We start from the raw sequence: 11,943 nt of genomic DNA, 5'->3' as shown, positions 1-11,943 counted from the left end.
GCGCCAGACTCAGTTCGCGTCGCCGCCGGTGACCTCTTCCTTCATCCGCGCCAGACCCAGGTGGCGAACGTCGGTGCCGTGCACGAGGTAGATCACCAGCTCGGCGATGTTGCGCGCATGGTCGCCGATACGCTCGAGCGAACGCAGCGCCCAGATCACGCTCAGCACGCGGGAGATCGAACGCGGGTCTTCCATCATGTAGGTGACCAGCTCGCGCAGGGCGGTCTTGTACTCGCGGTCGACGGTCTTGTCGTACTGCGCGACCGAGAGCGCGAGGTCCGCGTCGAAGCGGGCGAAGGCATCCAGCGCTTCCTGGACCATCTTGCGCACCTGGTCGCCGATATGGCGCACCTCGACGTAGCCGCGCGGCGATTCGCCTTCTTCGCAGAGCTGGATGGCGCGCCGGGCGATCTTGGTCGACTCGTCGCCGATCCTTTCCAGGTCGATCACCGACTTGGAAATGCTGATGATCAGCCGCAGGTCGGAGGCCGCCGGTTGCCGACGCGCGAGGATGCGCACGCACTCCTCGTCGATGTTGCGTTCCATCTGGTTGATCTGGTCGTCGAGTTCGCGGACCTGCTGGGCCAGCCCGGAATCGGCATCGATCAGGGCGGTCACGGCGTCGTTGACCTGCTTCTCGACGAGCCCCCCCATTGCCAGCAGGTGACTGCGAACCTCTTCCAGCTCGGCGTTGAACTGCTGGGAAATGTGATGGGTATGGCTGTCTTTGTTGATCATCTTTGTTCGCTCCGCGAAAGCTGGAAGCTCGAAGCCGGAAGCTCGAAGCCTGACTGTCTGAATCTTTCTCCCCACTCCCCAGCTTCAAGCTTCTCGCTTCAAGCTGGTGCGCACCACGCGGTTAGCCGTAACGCCCGGTGATGTAGTCTTCGGTCTGCTTCTTGGCCGGGTTGGTGAACAGCGTGTCGGTGTCGCCGTATTCGATCAGTTTGCCCATGTACATGAATGCCGTGTAGTCCGAGACGCGGGCGGCCTGCTGCATGTTATGGGTCACGATGACGATGGTGTAGCGGGCCTTGAGCTCGTAGATCAGCTCTTCGACCTTCAGCGAGGAGATCGGGTCGAGCGCCGAGCTCGGCTCGTCGAGCAGCAGCACTTCGGGCTGCACGGCGATGGTACGGGCAATCACCAGACGCTGCTGCTGACCACCGGACAGACCCAATGCCGACTCGTGCAGGCGGTCCTTTACCTCGTCCCACAACGCAGCGCCCTTGAGCGCCCATTCGACGGCTTCGTCGAGGACCCGCTTCTGCTTGATGCCCTGGATACGCAGCCCGTAGACCACGTTTTCATAGATGGTCTTGGGGAACGGGTTCGGCTTCTGGAACACCATGCCGACACGACGGCGCAGGTCGGCGACGTCCTCGCCCTTGCGGTAGATGTTATGGCCGTCGAGGTTGATCGCCCCTTCGATGCGGCAGCCGTCGACCAGATCGTTCATCCGGTTGAAGCAGCGCAGCAACGTCGACTTACCGCAGCCGGACGGGCCGATGAAGGCCGTGACCCGCTGCTTGGGAATGTTCAGGCTGACGTTGTGCAGGGCCTGCTTCTCGCCATAGAACAGGCTCAGGTCCGGCACCTCGATGGCGACGGTTTCCGATTGCAGGTTCAGCGTGCGCTTGTCGCGGCCCAGCGCCGAGATGTCGATACCATGGGAAGAGTTTTGCATGGGTCACTCCGGTAGAGCTTTGAGCTCGAGCCGGAAGCTGGAAGTTGAAGCGCTCTTGCTTCCAGCTTCCAGCCACTGGCTTCCAGCTAGCGTTTAATGGTCCAGCGCCTTGTACTTCTCGCGCAGGTGGTTGCGGATGTACACCGCCGTGAAGTTCAGGGTCGCGATCACCAGCACCAGCAACAGCGCAGTCGCGTAGACCAGCGGCCGCGCGGCCTCGACGTTGGGGCTCTGGAAGCCGACGTCGAAGATGTGGAAGCCCAGGTGCATGATCTTCTGATCGAGGTGCAGGTAAGGGTAGTTGCCGTTGAGGGGCAGGCTCGGTGCGAGCTTGACCACGCCGACCAGCATCAACGGCGCCACCTCGCCGGCAGCCCGTGCCACCGCCAGGATTAGGCCGGTCATCATCGCCGGGCTGGCCATTGGCAGCACCACTTTCCACAGCGTTTCGGACTTGGTCGCACCGAGCGCCAGCGAGCCTTCGCGAAGGATGCGCGGAATCCGCGCCAGGCCTTCTTCGGTAGCCACGATCACCACCGGCAAGGTCAGGATCGCCAGCGTCAGCGAGGCCCACATCAGGCCCGGCGTACCGAAGACCGGCGCCGGCGCCGCTTCGGGATAGAACAGACGGTCGATCGAACCACCCAGCACGTAGACGAAGAAACCCAGACCGAATACGCCGTAGACGATCGACGGCACACCGGCGAGGTTGTTAACCGCGATCCGGATGATTCGGGTCAGCAAGCCCTGCTTGGCGTATTCGCGCAGATAGACCGCCGCGATCACACCGAACGGCGTGACGATCACCGCCATGATCAGGGTCATCAGCACGGTGCCGAAGATGGCCGGAAAGATGCCGCCCTCGGTGTTGGCCTCGCGCGGCTCGGCGCTGACGAACTCCCAGAGTTTCTTGAAGTAGAAGCCCAGCTTCTCCACGACCGACATGGCATTGGGCTGGTAGGCACGCACCACCTTGCCGAGGCTGAACTCCAGCTCGCGGCCATCGACCGTGCGTACGGAGATGGTGTCGCGGTTGAAGCCCTGGTGCAGTTCGGTCAGCTCGCGTTCGAGCACGACGTACTGGGCATCCCATTCGGCGCGCTCGGCATCGAGGTCGGCCTGGGCCACCGCATCGAGCTGGTTGTCCAGCTCCAGGCGACGGGTCTTCAGACGCAGGCGCTCCATGCCATAGTTGATGCGGCCGATATCGACCTTCTCGAGACGAGCGATCCGGGCATACAGCTCGTCGATGCGCTCGATACGGCGCTGCAATTCACCCCAGGCGTTTTCGCCTTCGGCCACCAGCTGGCCGTTTTCCTTCACCGCGACCAGGTGGCCATAAAAGTTACCCCACTCGCGCCGCTCGATCGCGACCAGATCCTTCGGCTTGCGCTCGTTCTGCAGCCACTCGCCGATGACCCAGGAGAAATCGGCGCCGTAGACCTCACGGTTGCCGACCTTGAGCAGCTCACGGGTCATGAACTCGCCGCCTTCGACATCCACCGGCAACCCGGCCGCCGCCAGGCGCGCACGTGGCACCTCCTCACGCTGCGTCACCTCGCCGGCGAGCACGCGCGGCTCGGCGCCGGGCATCACGTAATCGGCAACGACGACGTCGGCCGGCCAGAAATGCGCCAGGCCGCGCACAGCGATCAGGGCCAGTAGCCCCAGGGTCATGATGACCGCGATGGACACCGCACCGGCGTTCATCCAGATCCAGGGCGAACCGCTCTTGAACCAGGTTTTCACGGAATCCTTCTTCACCGACCTTCACCTTCTAGAGTCGCTTGCGCAGCACTTGCGAGGCTGCGGCGCCCCGCCCGGCGGCGGGGAGTGTCTGGGTACATCACAGGCTGGCGTACTTGCCGCGCAGCCGCTGGCGAATGAGTTCGGCCAGGGTGTTCATCACGAAGGTGAACATCAGCAGCACCAGCGCGGCGAGGAACAGCACGCGGTAGTGGGTACTGCCAACTTCCGACTCGGGCATCTCCACCGCGACGTTCGCCGCCAGGGTGCGCATGCCTTCGAAGATGTTCGCCTCCATGATCGGCGTGTTGCCGGTTGCCATCAGCACGATCATGGTTTCGCCGACGGCACGCCCCATGCCGATCATCAATGCCGAGAAGATGCCCGGGCTGGCGGTGAGGATCACCACCCGCACCAGCGTCTGCCAGGGCGTGGCGCCCAGCGCCAGGGAGCCCAGGGTGAGGCTGCGCGGCACGCTGAACACGGCATCCTCGGCGATCGAGTAGATCGTCGGGATCACTGCGAAGCCCATCGCCAGGCCGATCACCAGCGCGTTGCGCTGATCGAAGGGAATGCCCATCTCGTTGGAGAGCCACAGGCGCACGTTTCCGCCGAAGAACCAGTTCTCCAGATGCCCGCTGATGGACAGCGAGAACCAGGCGACGCCGAGGATCACCGGGATCAGCAGCGCCGCTTCCCAGCCATCCGGCACCAGCAGGCGAATGCGTTCGGGCAGGCGGCTCCAGAGGAAAGCGGCGAGGATGATGCCCACCGGCATCAACAGCAGCAGGCTGAAGATGCCCGGCAGGTGCAGCTCCAGATAGGGAGCCAGGAACAGGCCGGCGAAGAAGCCGAGAATCACCGTGGGCAGCGCTTCCATCAGCTCGATGACCGGCTTGATCTTGCGGCGCAGCGGCGCGGCCATGAAGTAGGCGGTGTAGATTGCCGCGCAGATCGCCAGCGGGGCCGCCAGCAGCATGGCGTAGAACGCGGCCTTGAGCGTGCCGAACGCCAGCGGCGCCAGGCTCAGCTTGGGCTCGAAATCACTGTTGGCCGAGGTCGACTGCCAGATGTAGTCCGGCTTGGGGTAGCTCTCGTACCAGACCTTGCCCCACAGCGCGCTCCAGGAGATTTCCGGATGCGGATTGTCGATCGCCAACAGCTGCAGTTGGCCATCGGTCTCCACCAGTAACCGGTTGGCGCGGGGTGACAGCGCACCCTTGACCGCGCCGTCGCTGATCGACTGGTCGAGCAGCGTGCGGTGAGCCGTGCTGTGGAAAATGCCGAGGGTGCCCGCGTCGTCCAGCGCCAGGAAGCCTTTGCGACGCTCTTCCGGCAGGATCTGGCGAATCGGACTGTCGCCCAGGCTGAAGTTGCGCACATTGCGCAGCTCGGCCCCACCATCGCCGTCGCGCACCATGAACCATTGGCTGATGCCGCCGCGGGAATCGCCGACCATCAACGAGATCCCGCCCAGCAGCGGTGTCACGTTGGTGACCTCGGCGTTGCCTTGCAGCAGGCGATAGCGTCCGTTGAGGTTGCGCCGCCGCAGATCGAAGACGTCTGCGCTGGCCTGGCCGGTGAAGGCGTAGAGCCACAACTGCCGTGGATCGATGAGCAGCGACTTGATCGGCTCGGCGAGCTGCGGCAGGTTCAGCCGCTCTTCTTCGAGGGTGCTTTCACCGGTCAGCATATTCTCGGTCCGCTCGAGGCTGAGCACATGAAGGTCGTTGCCGGTTACGCCAGCCACCATCAGCGTCGAGCCATTGAGGCTGACCGCGACCTGCTCGATCGCCCTGCCTTGCGGATCGAGGGCAATGGGCGCCTCGCCGAAGGGGTAATTCAGCTCGGGAGTAATGGTCTTCTGATTGTTGGGGTAGGTCACCCGGTAGGCATCCTGCACCACCAGCGCCTGGCCATTGCTCAGGCCAACGGCGAAACGGCGGCTGCCGGGGGTGTCGCGGCTGACCGATACGATCTGGCTACTTTCGGGCAGCGGCAGCGCCTGGCGGGCCAGCGCCGCGCCAGTGTCGATGTCGAAGAACTGCACCTGCCCCGTGCGGTCCAGACGCATCGCTACCTGGTTCTGCTCCTCGACGGCCAGCAGCAGCGGCTCGCCGGCCTCGGCCAGCCAGGTTGGGCGCTGCGCCTCGCGTGCCTCGATGCTGGCGCCCTGGAACATCGGGAACACCACCTGGGCGAGGTAGAAGAAAATCAGCGTGATGGCACCCAGTACGGCCAGGCCGCCAACGGTGACGTACCAACGCGCGAAGTGATCCTTCAGCGCGCGGATGCGGCGCTTGCGCTGCAACGCGGGGGTATCGAAGTCCAGGCGTTGCAGATTCGAATTAGTGGTCATGTGCTCGATGTCATTCATGCCAAGGGTTCCTGGACCGAAGGTCCGTCGGGACGCCTAATTTAATAACGCCGTGTGACAGAATAATTACAGCCTGATGACGCAGCGAAGCCCGCCAGCGCGTAATGCGTGGCGGGCTTCGCGTCAGACCTGCATGAAACCTGCAGGCCGGGCGCCTGGCGTGTTAGAGCCCCAGGTCCTGCATGGCCTTGTCGACCACTTTCTTCGGCAGCGGGATGTAGCCGTCCTTGACCACGACGTCCTGACCCTGCTTGGAGAGCACCAGCTTGATGAACTCGGCATCGATCGGCGACAGTGGCTTGTTCGGCGCCTTGTTCACGTAGACATAGAAGAAGCGCGCCAGCGGGAATTTACCGGCCAGAGCGTTATCTTCGTTGGCTTCGAAGGCCTCGCCGCCTTTCTTCGACAGCGGCACGGCACGAACGCTGGAGGTCTTGTAGCCGATACCCGAGTAACCGATGGCGTTCAGGGTGCTGGAGATGGACTGCACCACCGAAGCCGAACCCGGCTGCTCGTTCACGTTGGATTTGAAGTCACCCTTGCACAGCGCTTCTTCCTTGAAATAACCGTAGGTACCGGATACCGAATTGCGGCCGAACAGCTGGATCGGCTTGGTAGCCCACTCACCGGTCAGACCTAGGTCGCCCCAGGTTTTGATGTCCTTCTCGCCACCGCACAGGCGGGTGCTGGAGAAGATGGCGTCGACCTGAGCGATATCCAGGCTCTTGATCGGGTTGTCCTTGTGGACGAACACAGCCAGGGCGTCGATGGCGACCGGCACGGCGGTTGGCTTGTAGCCGTACTTCTCTTCGAAGGCCTGCAGTTCGTTGTCCTTCATGGGACGGCTCATCGGGCCCATGTTTGCGGTGCCTTCGGTGAGCGCCGGCGGTGCAGTGGAGGAGCCTGCAGCTTGGATCTGGATATTGACGTTCGGGTAGCTGCGCTTGAACTCTTCTGCCCACAGCGTCATCAGGTTGGCAAGGGAATCCGAACCGACACTGGACAGGTTGCCGGAAACACCGGAGGTCTTTTCATAGCTTGGCAGGGCCGGGTCGACCGCAGCGACTGCGCTGGCAGCGCCCACACCAGCGGCTACGAAAGTCAGGGCCGCCATCAAACGATTCAGTTTCATTCCATGCTCCTAGCAGGGGTGTGTCAGTGTTTGCAACGGGGGCCAGTATCAGCAGGCCGTGTGAACACTCTATGAACCGAATATGACAATTAGGTGACGCAACGGCGGTTGTGAACTTTTTCCGAGCGGTCGCACCATTCGCGATGCAGCCGCTATACTCGCCTGCCCGCATTCCTGCGGCCTTCGCGCCAGAAACACAATCGCGCCGCGAGTCGAACGATGAACGAATACGAACAGGAAGATCCGATCCCCCAGGGCGACCTCGCCCTGCAGATCACCGCTCTGCCAAGGGAAACCAACGGCTTCGGCGATATCTACGGCGGATGGCTGGTCTCGCAGATGGACCTGGCCGGTACCGCCATGGCCAGTCGTGTGGCCGCTGGCCGTGTGGCGACCGTGTCCATCGACCGGATGGCGTTCATGGTGCCGGTGGCGGTCGGCGCCCAGCTGTCCTTCTATACCCAGACACTCGAGGTTGGCCGCAGCTCGATCCGCATGCTCGTCGAAGTCTGGAGCGACGACCCGCTTTCCAGCGAGTGGCGCAAGGTCACCGAAGCGGTATTCGTCTTTGTCGCCATCGACGGCAGCGGCCGCACCCGTCCGCTGCCACCACGCCGCTGAAAAGGCCACGTTAGCGCTCTGCTGACACCGCGTCATGCAGGACGAAGCGATCTTTGCCGGCCTGCTTGGCCTGGTACAGCGCCGTATCGGCGCACTTGTAGAGTGCTCCCTCCGACTGCCCTGGCGCGAGCACCGCAATGCCGATGCTCACCGTGATCGGTGTGCCCTCGGCCTCCGCCGGGTGCTGCAGGCCGCTGTCGTTGAGCGCCTGACGAATCTGGCCGGCCAGCCGTGCAGCCGCCTCGCCATCGCAGTCGTATAACAGCACCGAGAACTCCTCGCCTCCCACCCGCGCGGCGAAGTCCAGCGGACGCCGCGCGAACCCCGCCAGTAAGCAGGCAAAGCGCCGGAGCAGCTCATCGCCGGCCGGATGCCCGAGCAGATCGTTGTAGGCCTTGAAATTGTCCAGGTCGAGCAGCATCAGGGTCAAAGCCCGACGTTCGCGGTGCGCCAACGCAGCCAGGCGCCGCAGCGAGCTGTCGTAGCTGCGCCGGTTTGCAAGGCCAGTGAGCGCATCATGCTCGGCTACCCAGCCGAGCAGCTTGCGCACCAGGAACTGCTCGCGCTGCGAATATTCGTGCCCGTAGCGACTGGTCGCACCAATCACCAGCAACAGCACGTAATAGCTGACGGCGATCCAGTGCTCCGGCATCTGCCCCGGCTGGAGGATGCTCAACGCCATGACCAGATCGACTATCACGATCAGCGAGGCACTCACCAATGACCGCCAGAAGGTGATGCCAAGAAAGAAGAACGAGCAGACGATCAACAGACCCGCACCGTACTGAAACGACAGCGTCTGTTCGACCGCCGCGTAATGGATGTCGATGCGCGCCGCGATCGCCCCCACCAGCAACAAGGCCAGCGGGTAAAACCAGTGGGCCTGGGTTCGCGCATGCCTCCCGCTGAACGTCATCCCCAGTACCGTCAATCCGACCAGCGCCTGGCAGGCGCGCAGCATCACGAGCTCGGCCATCCAGTCGTCGTCCATGACCAGAAAGCTGATTTCGGAATACAGATAAAGGCTGACCACCAGCAACAACAGCAACGCTCCCAGGCGTTGCGAGGCCAAGGCCTGGCGCTGCAGATACTGGCGGAACTCGTGCTCGAGCGTTTTGGTGAACAACAGCCGGCGAAACCCGGCATGTAACTGCTGCCCATAAGGCGTATCGAGAAACTCGGCAGTCGACTGACTTTCCTGGGCATCCATCGCGGGACTCGCTACCTGACGAGAAACAGTATCGCCACGCCCCTGCCACGTAGCAGCGCCGGCTGTCCGAAAGGCGAACAGCGGAGCTGCTCGCCTCTTGGAACGCGTTGCTTGCCAGCCGTCCCGCTAGCCAGCAAGATTTGTTGACCTTCATATATGGATGTATCCGTGAGTACTCTTCTCTACGCGCTCTGGCCGCTGTTCGCCTTGATCGTCGGTGGCTACGTTCTGCGCCTGCGCAATTTCCCTAATGAGGCCTTCTGGCCGGGCGCTGAACGGCTCAACTACTACGTCTTGTTCCCGGCGCTGCTGTTCAGCAGCCTGGCCACCGCCCCGCTGGACAACCCATCGCTACCGGGCCTGGCGGTAGCGGTGATGCTCGGCCTTGGTCTGGCCTGGCTGGGCCTGCTCCTGGCCAAACGGTGGCGTGGCTGGAGCGCGGCGCGCTTCGGCGCCATCGTGCAGGGCGTTCTTCGCTTCAACACCTATCTGGGCCTGGCCGCCGTGGGCAGCGTGTTTGGCCAGAAGGGGCTGGCACTGGCCGCCCTGATGCTGGCGCTGATGGTCCCGACGGTGAACGTCATGTCGGTCTGGGCCCTGACCGCCGAGCGCGGCATCACGGCGCGCCAGTTGTTGCTGCCGATCATCAAGAACCCGCTGATCCTCGCCTGCCTGGCCGGCGCGCTGTTCAACCTCGCCGGATTCGGGCTAGTGGGCGGCACCGATCGCCTGCTCAGCTTGCTGGCCACCGCCAGCCTGCCGCTGGGTCTGCTATGCGTGGGCGCGGCGCTCAAACCACAGGAACTCACCGGTGAAGTCCCTTCGCTCGGCTGGAACTGCGCCGTGCGCCTGCTCGCGATGCCGCTGCTCGCCTACGGTGTGGCACAGCTGACCACGCTTCCCCCGATGGAAACCACCATTCTGGTGCTGTTCTTCGCCCTGCCCACCGCGCCCACCGCCTACGTGCTGACCCGCCAGCTCGGCGGTGATAGCCACCTGATGGCGGGCATCATCACCCTGCAGACCCTGCTCGCCGCCGCGAGCTTGCCGCTGGTGCTCATGCTGCTGAACGGCTGAATCGAGATCGCGACAACCGCGGCGCGCAACAGGGAGCAGCAGACATGGCACCCAAGCGCCACAACCCGGCAGGGGCCGGCTGTTGCCGGCGAAGCTCGACTCGTAAGGCGTGCGAGCGGCCTTCAGCGCGATCAGGCAAGAATCCGAACAGCAGCTGGCGATTACTGGGCGCAAAACTTCACGAAGAGCGCGAGCTTGGCTTCGCCGATCAGAACAGACTCAGCTGATCCGCCGGTTGTGGCGGCCCGCCAGCACGTTCCGGTGTCGCGCGCGCGACAGGTAGCTCGTCCAGGGCCAATCGTTCGGCTAGCCCCGCAGCACGCTCGGCGCGGGTGGCCACCGCTTCGGCAAGGCGCGCCGGCAGTGCCCAGAGCTCGACCTTTCGCTTGGCCCGGGTGATGCCGGTATAGAACAGCGAACGCGTCAGCAGCGGACTGGGCTGTTCCGGCAGCGCCAGCAGGACTTCGGCGAACTCCGAGCCCTGGCTCTTGTGCACGGTCATGGCAAAGGCGCTGTCGTGGCTCGGCAGTCGCGCCGGGGCGAAGCCGCGATAGCCCTCATCGCCCTCGAAGAACACCCGCAGGCCGTGCTCGGTTTTCAGGCACAGGCCAATATCGCCGTTGAACAGGCCCAGCGCGTAATCGTTCTGCCGAATCATCACCGCTCGCCCGGAGTACCAGCGCTCGCGTGCCGGCACGCCCAGGCGTCGCTTGAAGCGTGCTTCCAGCGCCTCGTTGATGCCGGTCACGCCAAAGGCGCCCTCGCGTTGAGCGGTCAGTGCGCGGAAACCGTTGAAGGCCTCGAAGGCCGCTTGCGGGTCTGCTTGTCTTGCAGCGTGCAGATAGGCGGCGTAGCCCTGCTCCAACCGCTCGATCAGCGCGCCGGGGCTGGGTGTCGCGTTCCACGCCAGATCGGCCCGGCCTTCCTGCAGCAGCGAGGCGGTGCCCTTGGGATCGCCGCCATTGATCCGCCGCGCCAGCTCACCGATGCCGCTGTCACCGGCGAAACGATGGCTGTGGGTCAGCAATACCACCGCATCGCCGAGCCGCGAACGCGGTGTCTCCGCGGGTACGGGCTGACCGGTGATGCGCTCCAGATCACTCGCCGCCGGGGCATCGAAGCCGCGACCTTCACAGAGTTCGGCGAATACCGCGCCGGCTTCCACCGCCGCCAGCTGGTCCTTGTCGCCCAGCAGGATCAGCCGCGCCTTGGGCGGCAGCGCGGCGACCAGCTTGGCCATCAGCGCCAGGTCGACCATCGACGCCTCGTCCACCACCAGCACGTCCAGCGCCAGCGGGTTGGCCGCGTCGTGACGCACCTTCGGACTGTCGCCGCGACTGCCGAGCAGGCGGTGCAGAGTGCGCGCCTCGTCGGGCAGAGCATCCTTTACCGCATCGCTGACCGGCAGATCGGCCTTGGCATTGCGGATCGCCTCGGCCATGCGCGCTGCGGCCTTGCCGGTGGGTGCCGCGAGACCAATGGCCAGCCGCTCGCCGCCGGGCTGCTCCAGCAGTGCCGCCAGTAGCCGTACCACGGTGGTGGTCTTACCGGTCCCGGGGCCGCCGGAAATCACCGCCAGCCGCCGACGCACCGCCTGCGCCGCGGCCAGGCGCTGCCAGTCGGGGCTCTGCTGATTGAAGGCGAACAGCCGCGCCAGGCTATCGCTGAGCAGTTGCTCGTCTACCTGCGGAGCATCGGCCGCGCGGGCGAGCAACTGCTCGGCCAGATGCTGTTCGTAGGCCTGGTAACGGGCGAGGTAAAGGCGGTCCCCGACCAGGGTCAGCGGTGCATAGTCACCCGGCGCCCCAACCAGGGGCGAGGCCTCGAGCTGCGTTCGCCAGGCCGCGAGCGGCGGCAGGCTGAAATCGACCTCGGGCCAGGGACGTTTGCCGGCCAGGCGTGTGAGCGGCAGGCAGACATCGCCCGAGGACAGGGCTTCGCAGCAGAGCGCGGCGGCGAGCAGCACCGTCTCAGGCGCCTCTGGCTCGAGGCGTTGCAGGCTGGCGAGAAAGGCGCGCTCCAGCGGACCGAAAGGCAAGTCGGCGAAAGTCATCGGGCGCTCCTGAAGGCAAAGGCCAGGCGTGTCCGCAAGG

9 protein-coding genes are annotated in these 11,943 nt (G+C 64.4%); 2 read left to right on the top strand and 7 right to left on the bottom strand.

The window, feature by feature from the left end; translation table 11 throughout:
• Positions 1-9: 9 nt before the first annotated feature.
• From phoU to G7026_RS16645, 5 genes are all read right to left on the bottom strand, one after another.
• Positions 10-738 (bottom strand): phosphate signaling complex protein PhoU, encoded by a 729-nt coding sequence (gene phoU / locus G7026_RS16665; RefSeq protein WP_181072032.1) that lies wholly within the window; start codon positions 736-738, stop codon positions 10-12.
• A gap of 121 nt (positions 739-859) precedes the next feature.
• Positions 860-1,687, bottom strand: a complete 828-nt coding sequence (pstB, locus tag G7026_RS16660; protein ID WP_181072031.1) for a phosphate ABC transporter ATP-binding protein PstB — start codon at positions 1,685-1,687, stop codon at positions 860-862.
• A gap of 93 nt (positions 1,688-1,780) precedes the next feature.
• Positions 1,781-3,451 carry a phosphate ABC transporter permease PstA gene (gene pstA / locus G7026_RS16655; RefSeq protein ID WP_308811812.1) on the bottom strand — a complete coding sequence of 557 codons (1,671 nt, stop codon included), beginning with the start codon at positions 3,449-3,451 and terminating at the stop codon, positions 1,781-1,783.
• Between the two features lie 82 nt (positions 3,452-3,533).
• Positions 3,534-5,810: an ABC transporter permease subunit gene (locus tag G7026_RS16650; RefSeq protein ID WP_181072030.1), complete on the bottom strand. Its 2,277-nt coding sequence runs from the start codon at positions 5,808-5,810 to the stop codon at positions 3,534-3,536.
• Between the two features lie 163 nt (positions 5,811-5,973).
• Positions 5,974-6,942 (bottom strand): PstS family phosphate ABC transporter substrate-binding protein, encoded by a 969-nt coding sequence (locus tag G7026_RS16645; RefSeq protein ID WP_181072029.1) that lies wholly within the window; start codon positions 6,940-6,942, stop codon positions 5,974-5,976.
• Positions 6,943-7,161: 219 nt separating this feature from the next.
• On the opposite strand from G7026_RS16645, the gene G7026_RS16640 reads away from it, so the two are divergent.
• The gene (locus G7026_RS16640) at positions 7,162-7,563 is read left to right on the top strand and encodes an acyl-CoA thioesterase (RefSeq protein WP_181072028.1); all 402 of its coding nucleotides are present in this window, start codon (positions 7,162-7,164) and stop codon (positions 7,561-7,563) included.
• A gap of 10 nt (positions 7,564-7,573) precedes the next feature.
• On the opposite strand, the gene G7026_RS16635 is transcribed toward G7026_RS16640, so the two are convergent.
• Positions 7,574-8,773 (bottom strand): GGDEF domain-containing protein, encoded by a 1,200-nt coding sequence (locus tag G7026_RS16635; RefSeq protein WP_181072027.1) that lies wholly within the window; start codon positions 8,771-8,773, stop codon positions 7,574-7,576.
• Between the two features lie 168 nt (positions 8,774-8,941).
• Here G7026_RS16635 and G7026_RS16630 point away from each other — a divergent pair, with 168 nt between their 5' ends.
• Positions 8,942-9,850 carry an AEC family transporter gene (locus G7026_RS16630; protein ID WP_308811811.1) on the top strand — a complete coding sequence of 303 codons (909 nt, stop codon included), beginning with the start codon at positions 8,942-8,944 and terminating at the stop codon, positions 9,848-9,850.
• A gap of 208 nt (positions 9,851-10,058) precedes the next feature.
• On the opposite strand, the gene recD is transcribed toward G7026_RS16630, so the two are convergent.
• Entirely contained in the window at positions 10,059-11,903 is a 1,845-nt protein-coding gene (recD, locus tag G7026_RS16625) for an exodeoxyribonuclease V subunit alpha (RefSeq protein WP_258190313.1), read from the bottom strand.
• Positions 11,904-11,943 lie beyond the last annotated feature (40 nt).

The sequence above is a fragment of the Stutzerimonas azotifigens genome, from assembly GCF_013522725.1.
GTDB classification, from domain to species: Bacteria; Pseudomonadota; Gammaproteobacteria; order Pseudomonadales; family Pseudomonadaceae; genus Stutzerimonas; species Stutzerimonas azotifigens_A.
The sequence above is the reverse complement of the archived record's forward strand: the minus strand, read 5'-3'. Positions and strand labels throughout refer to the sequence as shown.

Coding starts and splice junctions, on each gene's coding strand:
- G7026_RS16640 (WP_181072028.1), top strand. CDS start 7,162: ATGAACGAATACGAACAGGAAGATCCGATCCCCCAGGGCGACCTCGCC.
- G7026_RS16650 (WP_181072030.1), bottom strand. CDS start 5,810: ATGAATGACATCGAGCACATGACCACTAATTCGAATCTGCAACGCCTG.
- recD (WP_258190313.1), bottom strand. CDS start 11,903: ATGACTTTCGCCGACTTGCCTTTCGGTCCGCTGGAGCGCGCCTTTCTC.
- phoU (WP_181072032.1), bottom strand. CDS start 738: ATGATCAACAAAGACAGCCATACCCATCACATTTCCCAGCAGTTCAAC.
- G7026_RS16635 (WP_181072027.1), bottom strand. CDS start 8,773: ATGGATGCCCAGGAAAGTCAGTCGACTGCCGAGTTTCTCGATACGCCT.
- G7026_RS16645 (WP_181072029.1), bottom strand. CDS start 6,942: ATGAAACTGAATCGTTTGATGGCGGCCCTGACTTTCGTAGCCGCTGGT.
- pstB (WP_181072031.1), bottom strand. CDS start 1,687: ATGCAAAACTCTTCCCATGGTATCGACATCTCGGCGCTGGGCCGCGAC.